Here is a 19011-nt window from a genome sequence, read left to right on the forward strand (position 1 = left end):
TCGTAATCGGATGTGGTTTCCTCGATCTGTCCCCTGATCTGGGCGATGCGCGTCTGGATGGCGGCCTTGGCGCCGGCGCCGTCGATGATCGTTGTCGTGTCCTTGTCGATCAGCACACGCTTGGCGCGGCCGAGCATATCGATGGTGACGTTCTCCAGCTTGATGCCGAGATCCTCCGAGATCATCTGGCCAGCGGTGAGCACGGCAATGTCTTCCAGCATCGCCTTGCGGCGGTCGCCGAAGCCTGGCGCCTTGACGGCCGCGACCTTGAGGCCGCCGCGCAGCTTGTTGACGACCAGCGTCGCCAGCGCCTCGCCCTCGACGTCCTCGGAGATGATCAGCAACGGCCTGCCGCTTTGCACGACGGCTTCCAGGATCGGCAAGAGCGCTTGTAGATTGCCGAGCTTCTTTTCGTGGATGAGGACGTAAGGCTCCTCCAGCTCGGCGCGCATCTTGTCTGCGTTGGTGACGAAATAGGGCGAGAGATAGCCGCGGTCGAACTGCATGCCCTCGACCACGTCGAGTACAGTGTCGGCCGTCTTGGCTTCCTCCACGGTTATGACGCCGTCATTGCCGACCTTGTCCATCGCCTTGGCGATCATGGCACCGACGGCATCATCGCCATTGGCGGCGATGGTGCCGACCTGCGCAATCTCGGCCGAGGACTTGACCTTCTTCGCCTTCGCCTTGATTTCCACGACTACGGCGGCGACGGCCTGGTCGATGCCGCGCTTCAAGTCCATCGGGTTCATGCCGGCGGCGACCAGCTTGGCGCCTTCGCGCAGGATCGAGGCCGCCAGCACGGTAGCCGTCGTGGTGCCGTCACCGGCCAGATCGTTGGTCTTCGAAGCGACCTCACGCACCATCTGCGCGCCCATGTTCTCGAACTTGTCGGCGAGCTCGATCTCTTTGGCGACGGCGACGCCGTCCTTGGTGATGCGCGGCGCGCCATAGGCTTTGTCGATGACCACGTTGCGGCCCTTGGGGCCGAGAGTCACCTTTACCGCGTTGTTGAGGAGTTCCACGCCACGCAGCATGCGGTCGCGCGCATCGCCGGCGAATTTGATTTCCTTGGCAGACACGATTTTTTCCAGTTCGGTTGGTTAGGGCGAGGCGTGCGGCGCCGTTTGAAAGCATCGGCGAAAATTTCGGAGGGGCACGGCTCGCGATACGAATCTAGGTGCGTCCATTGCGTGTCCGAAGACACGCGGCGCTCCGATCAGGCTGCCTGTTTGGCAGCCACGGTCTTGTCGATGATACCCAGGATGTCGGCCTCCTTCATGATCAGAAGGTCTTCGCCGCCGATCTTCACCTCGGTTCCCGACCACTTGCCGAACAGGATGAAATCTCCAGCTTTCACATCAGGCACGATCAGCAGGCCGCTTTCGTCTCGCGCGCCCGTTCCGACGGCAATGACTTCGCCTTCCTGCGGTTTTTCCTTGGCATTGTCAGGGATGATGATGCCGCCCTTGGATTTGGTGTCGCCTTCAGCGCGGCGAATGACGACGCGGTCGTGAAGTGGCCGGAATTTCATGGGAGGTCTTTCTGCGGCCGGCGATAGGGCGACCACCTCACCAACATAGTGCGTTTGGCACTCGATTGATAGGACTGCTAAAATTATTCTCGCTTATCTCGAAAACTACCTCCGAGCTCAATCTATCAGAACCAAGAAATACGCGATTTTTGTCATTCATCGTTCGTTTAAGACGAATGATTATTTTGTATGATTCTAGCTTTTTAATTCAGGGTCGAAAATAAAATTGCCGTCGTGCCTTGTTAACAACTTAATTGAAGCGCACATAAGATGCTCGTTGATTTGGCCGATTTGGCTTTTGCGGCGTCAGAGACCCGCCATTCACCACCGAATTCTCGATAGCGGCTGGCGCCCGCGCCGCTCCGTTCGAACCCTGGAATAGACGCCGGCGCTGACCACGGATGTACTGGCAGCATCGGCATCGTTCCGGTTCCGATGGGAATGCAGGAGGCGCCTTCGCGTGCTCCTGCGAAAGTCGCAACCATGACCAGCCGTACCACACAGACCTTCGTTCATTTCTCCGCGCCGTTCCGGCTGCCGGACTTCGATACGCTGCAACCAGCTGGAGACTATCGCGTCGACCATGACGAGGAAGCGATCGAGGGCGCCTCCTGGCTTGCCTGGCGACGTGTCGGCGCTTTCATCCACTTACCTGGCATCGGGATGCGCGGATCGACGCACCAGATGGTGCCGATCAATCCGGCGGACCTCGAGGCCGCACTCGAAAAGGACAGACAACCATGATTTTTACAACCGCCCGGCAACCCGGCGCCCGCTCGATCCGGCCTGCCGCCGCAACCCATCTTTTTGCAGTCGGCCAGGCTGTGCGCCTGCGCGGCAATTTCGGCACATTCCCAAAGACCTCGGAAATTTACCGCATCACCGGCACGCTCCCACCAATGGGAGATTCGCCGCAGTATCGCATCCGCAGCGATGGCGAGCGGCATGAGCGGGGGACGACGCAGGACAGCCTCGAACCCGTCCGCCTTTCGCAATCCGGCGAAGGCGCAGCCCTCATCGAAAGGACATTCGGCCATGGCTAAGGGACAGAAACGCAGCAATCGCGAAATCAGGAAGCCAAAGCAGGAAAAGGTGCTGCCCAAGCCTGAAGGCGCCTTCAGCGATCCCATCAAGCTCGCCACAAACAGCAAGGCTTCGCGTGGCAATGGCAGGGCCTGAGGACTGCGAGGGGGAGACCGGTGGGCAGAACGATGAAGATCGTGATCGAATTCTACAAGACCCGTGACGCCGACGATGCCCATGCCGTCATCGGTCGTGAAACCGTGGAGATCGACGATCTTGACGGCGCCATCGCAGCCGGGCGGCTGTTGGCGCGGACCCTCGACATGCCACAGTGCGCCGACTCCATGACGATCACCGACGCGAACGGCGTAATGCACTACTCTGGCATCATCGGTTCGGAAGCGATGAACGAAGGAAGGCAATGACGATGAATGCGCACCTCAAGGAGACCGAACGGAAGCCGATTTCCGCCGCGATCAGCACCTGGGAAAACGAGGGCGGTGCACCCAGCCAGGATTCCATGCACCATCAATATGGCCGTCGTATCGAAGCCGACCGCTCCTGGACCATCTTTCAAGTCTTTACCGGCATTCCGGCGCGTTGCGACGGCGATGCCATGACCGGTCTGAGCCTGCTGGACGCGACCAGCGGAATGTTGCGTCTTAACACGGCGGCCGCCCTATCCGAGCTGCCGCTGCAACCCATCTTCTTGCCATAGTCAGGCTGTCCATCGCGGGAGCTTCGGCACATTCGCGAGCACCTCGGAAGTCTATCGCATCACCGGCACGCTGCCACCGAGGGAAGATTCCCCGTATCGGATCCGCAACGATGACGAGCGTCATGAGCGGGTCACGACACAGGACAACCTCGAACCCGTCCGCGTTTCGCAATCCGACGACGGCGCAACCCTCATCGAAAGGACATTCGGCCGTGGCTAAGGGACAGAAACACAGCAATCGCGAGATCGGAAAGCCGAAGAAGGAAAAGGTACCTGAAAGCGGGGTCGGCAACCCGATCAAGCTCGCCGCGAACGGCAATGCTTCGGTTCCCATGGGTAGGAGTTGACGGCCTGAACCAGACGTCGCAACGGGTAAGGACGACGAAAATCTTGATCGAGCTTTACCGCGCCCGCGACGCTGACGAACCTCATGCCGAGGCAGATTCAATTCGCGACACAGAGGCGGCGACGGTGTAGGCTGCCGCATAGGAAGGCAAAACGCCTTCAGATCGGCTTCACGCCTTGTTCCATCCCACTGCCAACTTCGACGATGCTCAGACACTGGCGCAGGCCATCGTCAATACGATCGCCGAGCCCTTGCTCGTGCTGGACGAGAAGTTTCATGTCCTTGCGGCCAGCCGCTCTTTCTATGAGACTTTCAAGGTTGACCCGGAACAGACGCTCGGCTCGTTGCTCTACGCTCTCGGCGGCGGCCAGTGGGACATTCCGGCGCTGCGACTGCTCCTGGAGACGATCATTCCCGAGAAGACTGCCATGGATGGTTTCGAGGTCGAGCATGATTTCCCGGCTATCGGCCGCCGCACGATGCTGCTCAACGCCAGAAAGGTTCTCTACGACCACAGTTCGGCTGTGACGATCCTGCTTGCCTTCAACGACATAACGGCCCGCCGCGTCATAGAGAGGGAAAAGGAAGAACTTCTTGGACGCACAGAAGACCTGGTGCGGCAGAAGGATGTGCTGTTGCGCGAGATGGAGCACCGGGTTGCCAACAGCCTGCAGATCATCGCCAGCATCCTTCTATTGAAGGCCCGCTCCGCCACCTCGGAGGAAACCCGCCAGCATCTGAAGGACGCCCATCAAAGGGTGCTTTCGGTCGCCGAGGTGCAACGCCATCTCCACACCTCGGCTGGTGTCGAAGAGATCGACGTCGTGTCGTATCTGTCAAAGTTGTGCAGCAGCCTAGCCTCCTCGATGGTCGGTGAGGACCAACCGATCGCGGTCAACGTCACGGCTCAAGGTGGCTGGTTAGACTCCCAAAAGGCAGTGAGCCTCGGCCTGATCGTCACCGAACTCGTTCTCAACGCGATCAAATACGCCTTTCCGATGGAGAAGGCCAAGGCGCTGATCCAGGTGTCTTACGAGACCGACGGCAGCGACTGGAAGCTAACGGTGTCGGACAACGGCGCCGGCAAGGCCGCCGCAACTTCAAGTGCTGGCCTCGGAACGGCTATTGTCCAGGCTTTGGTGAAGCAGCTCGAGGCCCGAATGGACATCATCAGCGACGGCAGCGGCACCAGTGTGTCGATCACCAGGGCGACATTCACGTCGCGCATACCGCGGGCGGCATAGGGAACAGCCTGCCGCTTGAGCACTCGGAACCACCAACTGGGTCTGTCCGTTATGAAACAGCAACCCAAATGGAAGGCCTAAATGCACTCTTGGCAAACCACGATCTTGGAGGCTTCCTGGCTTCTTGCCGTTCCGCTGTCACTTCTCGGTACGATCTTCCTAGCCGGCTTCATTCTTCGCTGAGCACAAAATGACAGACGCGCCCGCGGCCAGCCGTGCAGCTGGTATCAAAGCGGACAATCGTGCAGTACGTGACGAGAAGCCCCACCCCCTGCCTACATTTCGTTGTTTTCGATAATGCCGGCTTCACCGTCCCGCAGGCGGGGCTCTGGAGTCCTTGGGCTTGGCCCAGTCTCCGAAGACCTCCCATTCATGCTCCCAGAAACTTCATTCCGGGCGGTATTTAGTCCGGTGGAGCGTGGCGGCGTTGTAGGGGAGCGATCCACCAAATCTGCTTGAGCAAAGCGCGATGCTCCGCCGCCACGAGCCTCAACTGGCATGGGTGAGCATGGTGCCGGCGGTGCGGCGTGCGAGGCCAATGACGCAGCGTGTTCGGAGGAAGAAGACGGTAAGCCAACTTCGCCGAGCCATTTTTCGTAGCCGGAGTTCAAGGCCCCGAGTAGCTCGTCTGGGTTGTGGATTCCGCTCTGGAACAGTTCTACGATCCGACGGCCAAGACGTTCCCTGGCCGGATGCCCAACCGCTATGCCAGCCTGGCAGCAATAATCATTGAGCACTTTGGTAAGTAGCGAAAGCCGCTTTGGATCCACCGAGCCTTTGAAGGCCATTACGCTTCTCCCTTAAGGTGTGCAAACGCGCGAGAAAATCTCTCAAAGCCCAGCTTGCAGGAAAGACGCGGGCCCCTTCCACACATAAGGTGTCATATCCCAATATGCGAGCTATTACATAGCGATTCATGAATATTGTCCGAAATAAGGTCGTTTCGATCAAAAAAGAGAAAGTTAATCGTAAATAAATCGACCCGTTAATAACCATGCTGTCGCCATGTATTTCAAAATAGGCCTGTTTTTTCTTTGTATTGCGAAGTTATGATGGAACGAAAGTCTCTTTGGGTCGTTTCAAATCCATAGGGAACGTCAACCACCCTTTAAGGAAAAAGACCATGAAAAACATCGTAGCGAGTTTGCTGGCGGCCACATTGTCAGTGTCGTTTGCCGCCGCCGCCGTGCCCGCCGCTGCTGCGCGGATATCCCAGCCGCAACCGTCTTCTGCCAACATACAATCGGTAGACTACAAGCCCTGGATGAAGCACCGGAACATCAACCGAAATCGCAGTTTCTCCGAGAATGACGGCACATACTGGAATGGCCATCGCGGCTCCCGTGACTACCATCGCGGCTATCGCCGTCACGGCGACTACTGGTTCCCGCTAGCGGCCTTCGCCACCGGCGCGCTCATCACCGGCGCCATCGTCAACAGCGAGAACAACCGCGTGTATCGCGGCAACCCGCATGTGCAGTGGTGCTACGACCGGTACCGGAGCTATCGCGCTTCGGACAACACGTTCCAGCCCAATTACGGTCCTCGTCAGCAGTGCAATTCGCCGTACTGAAAACGGCGTCCGGTGCTGACGATGGCGCCGCGTGTCTCGGAAGCCCGCTACCGCAAGGTGGCGGGCTTTCCTGCACATAGCCCAGATCGAGCCATGCAGGCGGCGGAGGTAAACGGCGCGGCCTACCCAGTCTGCAGGCCATCGTCGATTGTTAGGCTCGCAATGCGAGCCGCGGAAAGCGAACAGGCGGCACATCTTTGACATTGGCCACCTGTCCTCCGCCGTCACCCGCCTGTCGCGCCACACGCCGAATCCCAATAAGCTTGGCGTCATGGATCAAAACAAAACGACACTTGAGCGCGCCTTCGAACTCGCCAAATCTGGGGTTTACGCCAATTTCGACGAGCTGCGAACAAAGCTGAAAGCTGAAGACTATGATCTCAAGCAGATGGAGGGCACGGCCCTTCGCAAACAGCTCAACCTGATCATGCAGAGCGCGAGAACGAATGCCTATCGGATCTGAAGGTTAGAGACGCTCGACCCGACCGTAGCTTTCTCCGGAGTCTATGACCGACTGCCTAGTTGGAGCAGCCGGCATCGGTCGAACCACCTCACCCAGTTGCTCAGGCTTGAGCCAATGGTCGACGGCCTGTTTAGACTTGCGTCCCGCGCCATCGCTCCGGTCGAGCCTGATCAGCGCCCAGAATAATGAAACGCCATGATGCTATCCGTGTCGGGTTTTTCACATTCCGCTACAAAGCGCTCAACACGCGCCGATCTGACAAGCGGTTCTAGCGTATGCGAACAACGAGCGCTTCCAATCCGCTGTCATAAATCCGAGTCAGAACGCCTTCGGCAGCTTCAGCTCGCTGGGACGTGCAGCCGAGGAGATCGTGTCCTCCCAATCTCGCCGGCTTGTTGGCGATGCGGTCCCAGACACCCCACGTGCCACCGGCCTCAATGTGGCAGTAGAATCTATGTCGGTAATTTTCCATGCAGGCGTAACTCTTCTTGCGGCTTTTGGCTCCATCTTCTCGGCGCAAGTGGTTAATGAAGAGATTGCGAAATCCAGGCGCAAAAAAGCATGAACAGGGCAAAAACTTCGAACATTTTCTAAGCCCTCTCTTTGTCATGACTACCGGCCTTCCTTTTTGGAAAGCGAGCTGCCTGAGAGCCGCTGTGGAACCAACTCACACGAACAAGAAGCGCTCCAAGGAGCGATCAGATGAAGACCTGCAGGGGAGAAGAGATGGGGGGACATGGTTGTGATCCACTGCGTGACGGCGGGCTATAACTCCATGGGAGGCGGTCAAAAAGGTGACCGGCAAGGCCGTCACCTAGCGAGCCAGCCCTGCGCGGAGCCTTTTTTGTGCGCAGCCACCTACCTACGAAATATTCCATGAAACCGGAATCGCCACCTAGTGGGAAAATCCGCGAGTCCTAGGTGCAGGCCTGCTTCGGCGGTCGGATCCCGGCAAGATATTGTCGCCTTTTAGTTGGTCGTCCGATGATAGCTTGGGCGGTTTGAAGTGACCGGTTGCGCCGATCTCACCCAGCCATTCCTCGTACCCAGAATTCATCTTGGCTGTCAGGCGCGCCGGTTCGATGACTCCAGACCGGAACAAACTCAAGAGCCGCCGCCCGAAGTGTTGCTTTGCCGGGTGGTCTTGGGGAATTCCAGCCTTATCGCAGTAATCGTCGAGAACTGTGGCGAGCATTGAAAGTTGCTCGGAATCAAGCGAAGCGTCGAATTGCATCTGCTTTTCCCTCATGGGGCGAAAGCGTGATCGACTCTTCCAAGCACTCGTTGCCTTGCCAGATCGAGCGACGATTTTGACGCTACTCCTGCGACGATCGCTTAGCGAGTCAATTCGTACCCTTGCCTGGGGCTCAGCCGCTGCCATCGGCTTGTTGAGGCGGCGGCGTCCTCAGCTGTATCGAACCGCCCGACTGGGGGATGACCGCTAGAAATGGCAGACCACGCCCATTCTTCATCGCCCTGCTAACCGGCAGTCCAAAAGTCTTGCCGTATGTGATAGTGCCTCTGAGGGCAGGCTGGCAGTGTCGGGCCCCAAACCCACAACCACCAGCCCCGTCGCCGGCTCCCCACGATGAGGTTAGCGCCCGGCGAGACCCGTACCACATATCCGGATCTAGGTGCTGCCTATATTTCGAGGGCTGGCTTGACAGCCTCACCATGGTCCCTGCTTCGCCGCGCCGCCAAATTTCCTGGCTAAGCGCCCGCTTGGCCCGGGAATATTGAGGTCATGGAAGAAAGAGCTTCCCGTACATAATCTTACAATAATAGCTGACTTTATTTTAATAAATATTTGGAACTACTTTTGTCGTGACCCGTTATTCCCGTGGTCGTAGCTTTGACGATCTGAAAGTCAAAAGGAAGAATTGATTATGGACATCAAGATGCTTTCCATGGGTGCTCTGGCGCTCACGATGATGACCGGCGCATCACTGGCCGGCGGCAACAACGGAACCTCGGCGCTCGACGATCCGGCAAAAATGTCGCCCTTCTTCACCGATGCAGGCATGAAGACCATGAAATCCGAGAAGGAATTCAAGGTCGCGTGGTTCGCGATGAAGGAAAATGCCCGCGCCGGAATAATGAAGGAATGCGGCGATGAGACACTCGCCAAGTCGCATAGCAATTTCTGCAAAATGACCAAACAGGTCGGCGGAGCGGGCTGACTGCATATAGTGGACGGTGGCGGGTCATTTGGCTCGCCATTTTTCTCTAGCGAGAATAAATAAAATGGCAAAGGGGGCTGCCGGCAGTTGCTGCTTCGAGGAGACGAAATGAACGATGACACCGTACGAAGTCGAGTACCCAGCCGGCTCCGAGCGTGGCGCGCGACCCCAGTGTCGGCAAAAGCATGGCCGCTTTTGGTAGGCGGCAAGTCGGCCGGAATGACCACATTGCGGCGCAAAGCTGCCATGTCACTCCGAGGCCGGAAGCGGAACGCTCCGCTTTCGGGATGATGGGCTAGAAAGCCGCTCTTTACATCTCCAGTGGTAGTGCCGACCGCTTTGCGCCAGAAGCTGGCCCTCGTGATCCCATGTCCAAATATCGCGTTTCAGATCGTACTCGGACACCTGCAGAAGGCCGTTCACGAGATTAGCGAAGCATCGACAACGATGGAAACGGCAAAATCGACGAGGAAGATAAGGCTGATCAGCCAGCGACATTGGCAGGGCGGCTTCAGCCGTTCCTTCCCGAAGGTTGATGACGGATAATGTTCGGGACGCTCGCCTCGGTGGGACGAGCTCGACAATCGACGCGACGTGCACCAACGGCCGTACGTGACTCTAAGTTCCCTTCACGATTCTCGGCTTTGTCGGTCGGCGGGATTGAGCCGCGCTCTCGAGGGCTGCGGCCAATCGCTTCTCGTCTTCGATGGCGCGATCGACTGCCTCAATTTCCTCTTGGAGCGCCTTCAGCTGGACTCCATAGCTGGAGCCATCGCTGTCTCCGATCTGAAAGCCACTTGCCCGCATTGCGTCGCGAGTATGGTGCACGTTACGAACTCCTTCGCGTCGAGTCGCGACCAGGATTTCCCTGAACTCTCCAAGACGTTCAACATGACTGCGAGTCATTTGCGTTCTCCTATTTCGTCGTCATCGTCGCCGCGGCGAATCAAAACGGCTAAAACTTACGGCGCAGCAGGTTTAAAAGACTATTGGAGATACTCTCGACAAAGCATGAGTGCAGAGGCTCAAATTTGAACGTCTTGCTTTGACGTGGAGCGAGGCAGGATATGATCCCGCCCATCACGCCTTATGTCGTGATGCGGGTCGGACGTGTGCCTCTCATACCCTACACTCGACACAGGTGCCCTCGTAAGGACACGAGCGCCCGACCATGCAGCGGTGCTTTTGGCCAATCATGGTCCGGTTGTATCAGGCCGCAGTTTCCGAGACGCGGTCTTCGCTGCGGAGGGACTCGAGGAGACGGCAAAGCTAGTCCTGCTGACGAGACAGATGTCCGTACGTCGCTTATCCGACGATTTGGTTGCGGAACTCAACCAACGCCGAAAATCCTGCGCTGACGTCCACGACCGGGTGAGCGCGCGCGCCAGAAAGTTGAAGTCTCCTCAAATTCTTCCCAAAGCCGACTCTAGTGTCCCAATTTGCGCTATAAGCACACGCAATTCGGGCTGAGGCGCACCCAGAAGGTCGTGTCCCGCGAGGTGGTGTAGCTCGGCGGTGGCGAAGCCGCTCGCGAGCGCGCCGTTAGTAGCCCAGTAGCGAGTGAGCGGCGTGTCGGTGGTCATTGGCGCTTTCCGGTAGGGTTTGGTTGTTGACGCCAACCCATTTCGGAAGGACCACCGATGACCGACGACATGATGAACCTGCGCAGGCTCGTGGAGAAGACCCCGGATGCCGATCTTAAGGCGCTGGAAGAAAAGGCGCGGGAACTCAAAACGCGAAAGGTGCAGCAGCTTGGAGAGCTGGTGATCGCCACTGGCGCCGACCAACTTAGCACCGACGAACTGGCCGGCGCATTGGTCGCAATCGCCGAGACGAAGGACACCGCCAAGCGAGAAGCATGGGCCAAGCGTGGAGCGATGTTTTTCGAGAGCAGGCCACAGCGAGCTGTGCCGGGATCTCAGCGCAACCTGCGTAGCGCTCAGGCGCAACCAGGCAGCGCGCAATCGCCATCAGGCAACTCGAGCTCGCAATGACATGCGCACTTGGCAGGTGGAGCGCCGCAAGCGTACCCGACATTTGATCGAGCTCGGTGGTCTCGTCGTCAAGGCAGGGATCGTCGAACTTACCAATGAAGATCGCCCCATCATCTACGGCGCACTACTTTGGATTGCGGCCGAGCTGCGCAGCCATGAAGCCGTGCACGCGCGCGACACCTGGGCTTCGAAAGGGAAGCTGGCGTTCGCTGCGGAATGGCATGAAGACGACAAAACAAGCGAACATAGCGGTGGCCGCTGAGCGACGCGATGGAAGGCCGTGCATTTGGTCACACCCGGCCAAGAACGCTTCAGTGTTCAAATGGGTATTTCACACTGGCGGCGCGGCGCTGATCCTTGCCGGCAACCTGCGCAACCTCCAGCGCTAGACGCCACAGGTCAGCGTAAGCCAAGGCGGCGACGCCCTGAGCTAAACCAGTTCCACTTCGGTCATGTCCGCGATCATCGCATTGCCAACGCGATGTGTTCAGACCGGCGGACCCGAGTGCGAAGCCCGCGCTATTTTCCGAGCCAATTCAAGAAAGCCGAATAAATGCGGCGAGCGGTTGTCTCGTCGATAGTTGAGTGAAAGCTCGGTTCCCGGATTGTGGCCTTCGTATTTCCGATAAACAATACCGGGTCGCTGATTTTCGCTGACCGATGCTGGCACGATCGAGATGCCGACGCCAACCGAAACAAGGCTCATCGCCGTAAGATAGTCCTGGGCCATGACCTGCAAGGCAGGAACAAAGCCATCAACCTTGCATACGTCGAGTACATAGTCCGCGTAACTTGGCCGTGGGCGCCGCGGAAAGAGGACGAAAGTAGCATTCTTGAAATCTGCGAGATGGAATGTTTGCTCACGATTGGCATAGCCGTCGGGAAGCGCCAGCACGAGCGGTTCCTTCATGAGCGTTTCGGATTTGACCTCCGCGTCTTCGATCGACGGGCGCGCCACCGCAATGTCGATTTCCCGCTGGATCAGGGCTCGTCGCAACTCGGCATTGTTCATGGCCGAAAGCGCCAGTTCGATATCCGGATGCGCGGCGCGGAAAGCCCTGATGATGTTGGGCAGAACACCGAAGGTTGCCGTTCCGACGAACGCGATCCGCAGGCGTCCCGCGACGCCCTGCCCGATCCGCATCACCTCACGTTCCGTCTGGTCGACGCGTTCGAGGATTTCCCTCGCCCGCTCCAGCAGCAATTCGCCTGCCTGGGTGAGCCGAATCTGGCTGCGACTGCGATCGAACAGGGCCGCGCCGATCTCCCTTTCGAACTGGGCGATCTGTCGGCTTAATGGAGGCTGAGCAATTCCGAGGCGCGCCGAGGCGCGCCCGAAATGAAGTTCTTCGGCCACTGCCAGGAAATAGCTCAGCCGTTTGAAGTCCATCGCCGTCCGTCAGGCATCCATCAGGCGCACAGGCACCCGCGTGACCCTTTCCAGTGCCTCCTTGAAATAGACCCTGAAGGCAGCGGGGTTCTCGCTCATCGGAAAATGACCAAGATCCTTCATGATCGCAAGAGTGGAACCCTTGATCGCGGCTGCCGTGCGTTGCGCGTCTTCAGGAGCGCAGGTCATGTCGTACTCGCCGCACATGATATGGACGGGCGTGCGCCGCGTGTCGATGGACCCGAGCCGGCCGACGAGGCTGTCATCGGACGTGTAAAAGCTGAGGTCTCCCCGAAAAACGCCAGGCCCGGACTGCATGAACATCCACAGTGTGGTCCAACGTTCTGCGTCAGGCGCCTGCGGCGCGATGTTGGCCGAGACCAGGGCGGCGCCCATTTCGCCGCCATGCGCATCGGGCCGGTGAAACCAGTCGATGTCATACCATGCCGGCTGGAAATCGGACGCCTCGATCGCGATGAAACCCGAAAAGGATTCAGGATGGAGGGCTGCCAGTTGCAGCGCAATCCTCCCACCCATCGAACATCCGGCCAGCAAAGGCTTTTCCAGCCCTGCCGCACGGCAGAATGCCAGCACCGTCTCCATGTAGGTCTCGGTCGAGAGCAGATACTCCTCGGTCTCGAACCCCTCCGGCGGCAGCGACTTTCCGTGCCAGGGCATGTCGAAGGCGATGAACCGGTGGGACCTGGTGAACGCCTCGTCGTTCAGGACGGACCGCCACTGCCGCGTGTCGGCGCCCGCCGTGTGAAGGCACACGACCGGACGGCCCTGGCCGACTTCCTCAAAGTAGATGCGCTGCCGGGCATTTCCAACCGTCACATTGACATAGCGGCCGACGATCGGCTCGATCGAAGATTTCATGAGAAACCCTCCTTGCGTCCCAACGCCATGAATTCCTTGAAGTACCGCAAGTTCTTGACCAGCGTCAGGATATCGCCATCGATGCTGCCATTTCCGTATTTCACCAGCCCGAAAATGTCATGGAAACCCGGCTTAGGCAGAGGTTGCCAGAATTCGAGCAATGCATCGCCCTTCGCTCGCAGCGCAAACCGCCAAGGAAGCTTCTTGCTCGGACCTTCCTTGATCTCGACAACCCTTCCCTTCTCGAAGGTCAAGTAGAATTCGTCCTGGTCGACCTCGATCAGGATGGTTTCGTTGAAGAGGCGGCCAAGCCGCAGCAAATGGGGTCTCCGCTCGAGGGCGGCCGCCATGTCGTCGAGTCGCTGGCGTAAGTTTCGAACGCGCGGCATGGTCGGTCTCACATCTTACGCGCCATCATGTGCACCTTGTCCTCGTCTAGCGTCACACCGAGCCCCGGCCCGGCCGGCACGCGTATTTCGAAGTCCTCAAACACCAGCGGCGTAGCGACGAGATCCTCGACCAGTATTCGCGGGCCGAAATGTTCGCTTCCCCATTCGAGGCGAGGCAGTGTCGAGAAGACGGCCATGTGGGCCGCGGCGCCGATGCTGCTCTCCAGCAGGCAACCGCCGTAGAGCTCGATTCCGAACGCCTGGGCAATGCCGGCGGCCCGCTTGAGCTCCAGGAGGCCGCCGCTCTTGACCAGCTTCAGCGAATAGACGCTGCCGCAGGCCTGCGTCGCCACGCTGGCCAGCTCCGAATTGGTGAACGCGGCCTCGTCAATGAGAAGCGGAATGCGCGTGCGGGCCGCGACGCGCGCCATCGCTTCGCGTTGGCTTGCTTGAACGGGCTGCTCGATCAACGCGACATTGAGTTCCTCAAGCGCAGGAAAAAGCCGGATGCAAAGCGCCTCGGTCCACGCCTGATTGACATCGACGATCAGCTTCACGTCGTCACCCAGGCCGGCACGAAGATGTTGCAAGCGCACGATGTCGGCCTCCGGCGAGTTGAAGCCGAGCTTAATCTTGAAATCCTTGTGGTGGCGCAGGCGGAGCTTTTCCCTCGCCTCCTCGAGTTCCTGCCCGGCATCACCCGAAGCAAGCGCCCAGATGACACCCATCCGATCTCTGACCTGTCCGCCAAGCAAGGCACTGACGGGCAGGCCGAGCGTATGGCCGACGGCGTCGAAGAGCGCCGACTCCACCGCTGCTTTTGCCGCGAAATTGCGCGTTGCGGCCTTGGACATGCGCACGGCATTGGCTTCGAAGAGCATGGCGTTCTGACCAACCAGCACAGGTTCGAGGTAGTTCGCTATGGCGGCCCAGATGGATTCCACGCTTTCTTCGGCCCAGCGCGGTCCTCCAAGCGTGGAGGCCTCACCAATCCCGGTAACGCCGTTTTCAAGCTGGACGCGTACGAGGACGAATCCTTGGTGCGCAATCTCGGTATTCGAAAGCTTGTGGCGACGGACTGTCGGCGCCTCGATGATGGTCGCGGCAATCGATCTGATCCGCGTGTCGCGCCCAAGCTCGATGGGAGCGGCGCGGGGTGGAATGTTCTCGGTGACGTTGATCGACATACCGGCTGCCCTCGGGAGAACCCGCCTGGGCAAGCACCAGGCGGGTCGATTGCTGACTGTTATTCGGCCGCGACGGCGATTTCGGCAGCCTTTGGCTTGAGCTTGAAGTCGAATTCCATCACCAGGTCCGTGTCCGATCCGGCAGGCGCTTTGTGCAACTTGCCGATCAGGCTTTCCTTGACGGCGAAGACGGCATCGTTGTCGAGGTACTTCGTGTCGGCGTCGTAGATCTGCGAGACCAGGCTTTGATAACCGTCCTTCTGGATCATGAAGTGGATATGCCCCGGCCGCCACGGATGGTGGCCCATATAGTTCAGCAACTCGCCGGCCGCCCCATCGTAGGGAATTGGATACGGCGCCGGGCGGATACCGACGAATTCGTACCGGCCCTCTTCATCGGTGAGGAAACGGCCCCGCAAATTATAATCGGGCTGGTCCGGATCCTGCTGTTCGTAGAGACCGTTCGGCGCGTCTTCCCACACATCGATGATGACGCCCGGAATGGGCCGCCCCGACGTGTCGCTGATTGTGCCGCTGACGCGCACGCTCTGACAGCCTTCGAAGCTCTTCTGGACGATCGAGGCGCCTTTCGGCAGCACCGGCGGATTCTCGCGATAGAACGGCCCAAGCACGGTCGACTCGCTTTCACCGTCCGTGACGGTGTGGTCGAGCATGTCGACGAGAACCTCTATTCCGAGGATGTCGGAAAGCAGGATGAATTCGTTGCGGGCGTCATCCGAGATGTGGCCGGCGCGAACCAGGAACTGGCAGGCCTGGATCAGTTCGGCATGCGTCACCTTGGTTTCGATGCAAAACGCATGGATGTGCCGGATCAGATTCTCGAGAATCTGGCGATTGCGCGCCAGGATGTCCGAAGACAAGGCTGCGATCACAACGTCCGAGATGTTTTGCTGGGTCACATTGCGCATATTTTCCTCCTTGAATGGCAGCGTAGGATTGTTTTTGGGGTCACCACATGAGTTCAGTTTCGATCTGCGGCATGCTTGCAGGGGCCTTGCGGGCGTCTTCGAGCGCGCCGAACTTGCCTTTGAAGAACAGCAGCGGATCGGCATTGCTGTCCCAGTTGAGCGCCCGGACGTGGCCGACGAAGATCGTGTGATCGCCGGCAAGGATCTCGTCGCGAACTTCCGCCGAAAAGGTAGCGAGCGCGCCGCTGACCACCGGCAGCCCGTCGAGTGAATCGAAGAGACCGTGAAGCGAGGGATTGGGCTTGCCTGCAAAATGCCAGGCGATCTTGTCCTTGCCGGACGCCAGAACACTGACCGCAAATCGGCCTGAGGCCTGTATTTTTCTAAGCATGCGCGCCTTCTCGGCGATCGAGATCGCAATCAGCGGCGGGTCGAGCGAGATCGACATGAATGCATTGGCGGTCATCCCGTGGTCGTGTCCATCCCAATGGGTGGTGATGACGTTGACCCCCGTGGCGAAAAGCCCGCATGCGTCGCGGAACGTCCGTTGCTCAAGCTGTGACATGTGATCCTCCGCTTGCATGAACAGCACGCGCATATGACCGGCCGGACCAACCTTCGAGGATCTCGGCCTCGATGGAGCGTCCCGCGGCCCTCAGGGCGCGGATACGCGAGCTCGACATGATCTCTCCGGCCTCGCAACGCACGGCCGGAAGGATGCGGGTGTCGAAGTAGCGAGCGAGGAGCAGCGGATCGCCGCTCTTGCAGGAACCGAACCGGAAGTCTGCTCCGACCCAGATGACCCGCGGCGTCAATGCGCCGATCTCGCCGACGAAGTCACCTGCCGTGCGGGCCCGATACGCCGCGTCGAAGCGAGCAACGATGATGTGGTCCGGTCCCAGCAGGCTGATCCTCGCCACCTTGTCCTCGATCGACGTCAGCGGCCGGACGCCGCACAGCAGCGCCTTGGGAGGCGGGTCGAACGTGTAGACTACCGACGCGACACCGAGCTTGCGGGCCATGACGACCGCCGTTCCGATCAGTTCCTGATGCCCGCGATGCACGCCGTCGAACGACCCGATCGTCAGGACGCTGGCGGAAAGCCTGAGTACGTCCTCACGATGGACGGACGTCTGGATCTGTCTGCGGTGAATCATGGTCTCCTCCCATGTTCGCGACCGGGGGCGCCATCGTCTCGGCACCGTCGACGAACGAAATCTAACGCTAGGCGGAGGCGCCAGCGATACCCGATCCGGTATCGCATGATACCTATCATTAGCACTTAATCGGCGCGTAGCCTCCGGCCTCGAAAGGGAAGAGGAACCCTTTTTTAAGCCCGACGCCGGCTAGCGAATGCCTGGTCCGGCCCAATGGAGGAGTACAGGATATGCATAATCTGGCTGCCAAGCCGGTGCTTGATACCCAAGCACCAGGTACCGATGCCTACACCGGTTCCGAATTCCTGGAGAGCATCCAGGACGGCCGTGAAATCTATATTTATGGCGAGCGCGTCAAGAATGTCACCCAACATCCGGCGTTCCGCAACTCGGCCCGCATGGTTGCGCGCTGGTACGACCGCTTCCACGAAAAGAAGAACGAGATCGGCGTGTTGACGGACACCGGCTCGGGGAAGCTGACGCACCCCTTTTTCCTCGGCTCCAAGACCACCGAGGATCTGGTCAGGTCGCGCGATGCGATCGCCGAATTGCAGAAGGTTTCCTACGGTTGGATGGGACGTTCGCCCGACTACAAGGCTTCTTTCCTCGGCACGCTCGGCGCCAATTCGGCCTTCTATGGAGACTATGCCGGGAATGCCCGCAACTGGTATGCCCGTACCCAGGAACGTCTCGACTACTGGAACCACGCCATTGTCAACCCTCCGATCGACCGGGACCGCCCGATCGAGGAAGTCCGCGACGTGTTCATGCATGTGGACAAGGAAACGGACAAGGGGGTGGTGGTGTCGGGCGCGAAAGTCGTCGCGACCGGCTCGGCGCTGACCCACTACAATTTCATCGCCCATTACGGCATCCCGATCAAGGACAAGTCCTTCGCGCTGATCTTCACCGCGCCCATGGACTCGCCCGGCATCAAGCTGATCGCCCGCTCGTCCTACGAGTTCAACGCGGCGGCAACCGGATCGCCCTTCGACTATCCGCTCTCCAGCCGTCTGGACGAGAACGACTCGATCCTGGTCTTCGACAAGGTTCTGGTTCCGTGGGAGAACATCTTCATCTATGGCGACGTCGACAAGATCAACCAGTTCTTCCCGGCATCCGGCTTCGTCCCGCGCTTCACCCTGCATGGCCTGACGCGCCTGTCGGTGAAACTGGACTTCATCGCCGGATTGTTTTCGATGGCTGTCGAGGCCACGGGATCAAAGGACTTCCGCGGCGTCCAGGCAGGCGTCGGCGAAGTCATCGCATGGCGCAACACCTTCCATGCGCTCGGCGACGCCATGGTCAAATCGCCGGTTCCATGGGACGGTACCGACGGCTACAACCTCCCCAACCTCAATGCCGGCCTTGCCTACCGCGTGCTGGCACCGATGGCTTACCCCAGGATCAAGGAGCTTATTGAACGGCACGTCGCCAGCGGCCTGATCTACCTGCCGTCGAGTTCGGCCGATTTCGAGAGCGAGGCGATCCGGCCCTATCTCGACCGCTTCGTGCGCGGTTCGAACGGTTATGCAGCGCTCGATCGCGTCAAGCTGCTTAAACTGCTTTGGGACGCCATCGGAACCGAATTCGGCGGACGCCACGAACTGTATGAACGAAACTATGCCGGCAACTACGAGAACCTGAGGATCGAAACCCTGAACGCCGCCACCGCGACCGGAGATCTGGCCTCGATGCAATCGATCGTGAAGGACTGCATGAGCGAATATGACCTTTCCGGCTGGACGAGTTCAGACCTCATCAATCCGGACGACATCAGCCTCGTCGGCCGAGGCACCGTGCAGGCGGAATAGAATGGTGGGACCGTTCCCTCGTGAAGGAGCGGTCCCAGCCCCTCCTCTCGGAGGCCGTATGACAAGGCTGCGGGAACCGGAGGAAAAATGCTTGCCGTGGGACCTGAAGCTCCAGGGCGAGCTGGCCTAAACCAACTCCACTTCCACCACGCCCGGCACCTTCGCCAAGCTCAAGGCACATCTGCGCGCAA

General features: G+C 59.2%; 23 protein-coding genes and 1 pseudogene. 14 read left to right on the forward strand and 10 right to left on the reverse strand.

Features of this window, described 5'->3' with window-relative positions:
- Together groL and F3H96_RS15615 are read right to left on the reverse strand one after the other, a co-directional pair.
- Positions 1 to 1082 (reverse strand): chaperonin GroEL (groL, locus tag F3H96_RS15610; protein WP_149802631.1); only part of this gene is annotated, 1082 nt, incomplete at its 3' end.
- A 137-nt stretch (positions 1083 to 1219) separates the two neighbouring features.
- On the reverse strand, positions 1220 to 1534 hold the full coding sequence (locus F3H96_RS15615; RefSeq protein WP_149802632.1) for a co-chaperone GroES: 315 nt from the start codon (positions 1532 to 1534) through the stop codon (positions 1220 to 1222).
- A 483-nt stretch (positions 1535 to 2017) separates the two neighbouring features.
- Here F3H96_RS15615 and F3H96_RS15620 point away from each other — a divergent pair, with 483 nt between their 5' ends.
- The 9 genes and pseudogenes from F3H96_RS15620 (at position 2018) to F3H96_RS15660 (ending at position 6901) form a co-directional block, all read left to right on the forward strand.
- Positions 2018 to 2278: a hypothetical protein gene (locus F3H96_RS15620; protein ID WP_149802633.1), complete on the forward strand. Its 261-nt coding sequence runs from the start codon at positions 2018 to 2020 to the stop codon at positions 2276 to 2278.
- Positions 2275 to 2577, forward strand: a complete 303-nt coding sequence (locus F3H96_RS15625) for a hypothetical protein (protein WP_149802634.1) — start codon at positions 2275 to 2277, stop codon at positions 2575 to 2577. The genes F3H96_RS15620 and F3H96_RS15625 overlap by 4 nt, the downstream gene beginning before the upstream one ends.
- Entirely contained in the window at positions 2570 to 2713 is a 144-nt protein-coding gene (locus F3H96_RS30575) for a hypothetical protein (protein ID WP_188131417.1), read from the forward strand. The genes F3H96_RS15625 and F3H96_RS30575 overlap by 8 nt, the downstream gene beginning before the upstream one ends.
- Before the next feature lie 32 nt (positions 2714 to 2745).
- A complete protein-coding gene (locus F3H96_RS15630; protein ID WP_149802635.1) occupies positions 2746 to 2982 on the forward strand; it encodes a hypothetical protein in 237 nt (78 codons plus the stop codon).
- Entirely contained in the window at positions 2979 to 3275 is a 297-nt protein-coding gene (locus F3H96_RS15635) for a hypothetical protein (RefSeq protein ID WP_188131418.1), read from the forward strand. The genes F3H96_RS15630 and F3H96_RS15635 overlap by 4 nt, the downstream gene beginning before the upstream one ends.
- A pseudogene (locus F3H96_RS31625) lies at positions 3272 to 3495 on the forward strand (hypothetical protein). Before F3H96_RS15635 ends, F3H96_RS31625 begins: the two are co-directional and overlap by 4 nt.
- Before the next feature lie 302 nt (positions 3496 to 3797).
- Positions 3798 to 4865 carry a histidine kinase dimerization/phosphoacceptor domain -containing protein gene (locus tag F3H96_RS15645; protein ID WP_149802636.1) on the forward strand — a complete coding sequence of 356 codons (1068 nt, stop codon included), beginning with the start codon at positions 3798 to 3800 and terminating at the stop codon, positions 4863 to 4865.
- 1123 nt (positions 4866 to 5988) lie between these two features.
- Entirely contained in the window at positions 5989 to 6438 is a 450-nt protein-coding gene (locus F3H96_RS15655; RefSeq protein WP_149802637.1) for a BA14K family protein, read from the forward strand.
- Between the two features lie 148 nt (positions 6439 to 6586).
- Positions 6587 to 6901 (forward strand): hypothetical protein, encoded by a 315-nt coding sequence (locus tag F3H96_RS15660; RefSeq protein ID WP_149802638.1) that lies wholly within the window; start codon positions 6587 to 6589, stop codon positions 6899 to 6901.
- 895 nt (positions 6902 to 7796) lie between these two features.
- Here the strand turns inward: F3H96_RS15660 and F3H96_RS15665 are convergent.
- On the reverse strand, positions 7797 to 8135 hold the full coding sequence (locus F3H96_RS15665; protein WP_149802639.1) for a hypothetical protein: 339 nt from the start codon (positions 8133 to 8135) through the stop codon (positions 7797 to 7799).
- 652 nt (positions 8136 to 8787) lie between these two features.
- Here F3H96_RS15665 and F3H96_RS15670 point away from each other — a divergent pair.
- From F3H96_RS15670 to F3H96_RS15695, 4 genes are all read left to right on the forward strand, one after another.
- Complete coding sequence (locus F3H96_RS15670) at positions 8788 to 9081, forward strand: hypothetical protein (RefSeq protein ID WP_149802640.1); 294 nt, start codon at positions 8788 to 8790, stop codon at positions 9079 to 9081.
- Positions 9082 to 10260: 1179 nt separating this feature from the next.
- The gene (locus F3H96_RS15680; RefSeq protein ID WP_244620025.1) at positions 10261 to 10551 is read left to right on the forward strand and encodes a class II aldolase/adducin family protein; all 291 of its coding nucleotides are present in this window, start codon (positions 10261 to 10263) and stop codon (positions 10549 to 10551) included.
- 170 nt (positions 10552 to 10721) lie between these two features.
- Entirely contained in the window at positions 10722 to 11075 is a 354-nt protein-coding gene (locus F3H96_RS15690) for a conjugal transfer protein TraD (protein WP_244620026.1), read from the forward strand.
- A 1-nt stretch (position 11076) separates the two neighbouring features.
- Positions 11077 to 11337, forward strand: coding sequence for a conjugal transfer protein TraD (locus tag F3H96_RS15695; protein WP_149802643.1), 261 nt, complete (start codon positions 11077 to 11079; stop codon positions 11335 to 11337).
- Positions 11338 to 11562: 225 nt separating this feature from the next.
- Here F3H96_RS15695 and F3H96_RS15700 read toward each other — a convergent pair whose 3' ends face one another.
- From F3H96_RS15700 to F3H96_RS15730, 7 genes are all read right to left on the reverse strand, one after another.
- A complete protein-coding gene (locus F3H96_RS15700; RefSeq protein ID WP_149802644.1) occupies positions 11563 to 12465 on the reverse strand; it encodes a LysR family transcriptional regulator in 903 nt (300 codons plus the stop codon).
- Positions 12466 to 12474: 9 nt separating this feature from the next.
- Positions 12475 to 13344 (reverse strand): alpha/beta hydrolase, encoded by an 870-nt coding sequence (locus F3H96_RS15705; RefSeq protein WP_149802645.1) that lies wholly within the window; start codon positions 13342 to 13344, stop codon positions 12475 to 12477.
- Positions 13341 to 13664 (reverse strand): hypothetical protein, encoded by a 324-nt coding sequence (locus F3H96_RS15710; protein ID WP_244620027.1) that lies wholly within the window; start codon positions 13662 to 13664, stop codon positions 13341 to 13343. The genes F3H96_RS15705 and F3H96_RS15710 overlap by 4 nt, the downstream gene beginning before the upstream one ends.
- Positions 13665 to 13741: 77 nt before the next feature.
- Positions 13742 to 14920, reverse strand: a complete 1179-nt coding sequence (locus tag F3H96_RS15715) for a muconate/chloromuconate family cycloisomerase (protein WP_149802646.1) — start codon at positions 14918 to 14920, stop codon at positions 13742 to 13744.
- Positions 14921 to 14979: 59 nt separating this feature from the next.
- On the reverse strand, positions 14980 to 15849 hold the full coding sequence (locus F3H96_RS15720; RefSeq protein WP_149802647.1) for a dioxygenase: 870 nt from the start codon (positions 15847 to 15849) through the stop codon (positions 14980 to 14982).
- Between the two features lie 40 nt (positions 15850 to 15889).
- The gene (locus F3H96_RS15725) at positions 15890 to 16414 is read right to left on the reverse strand and encodes a flavin reductase family protein (protein WP_149802648.1); all 525 of its coding nucleotides are present in this window, start codon (positions 16412 to 16414) and stop codon (positions 15890 to 15892) included.
- Positions 16401 to 17006, reverse strand: coding sequence for an FAD synthetase family protein (locus F3H96_RS15730; RefSeq protein ID WP_149802649.1), 606 nt, complete (start codon positions 17004 to 17006; stop codon positions 16401 to 16403). The genes F3H96_RS15725 and F3H96_RS15730 overlap by 14 nt, the downstream gene beginning before the upstream one ends.
- A 230-nt stretch (positions 17007 to 17236) precedes the next feature.
- Here F3H96_RS15730 and F3H96_RS15735 point away from each other — a divergent pair, with 230 nt between their 5' ends.
- A complete protein-coding gene (locus tag F3H96_RS15735) occupies positions 17237 to 18820 on the forward strand; it encodes a 4-hydroxyphenylacetate 3-hydroxylase N-terminal domain-containing protein (protein ID WP_149802650.1) in 1584 nt (527 codons plus the stop codon).
- The last annotated feature ends 191 nt before the right edge of the window (positions 18821 to 19011 follow it).

Source organism: Mesorhizobium sp. NFR06 (genome assembly GCF_900115245.1).
Taxonomy (GTDB): Bacteria; Pseudomonadota; Alphaproteobacteria; order Rhizobiales; family Rhizobiaceae; genus Mesorhizobium.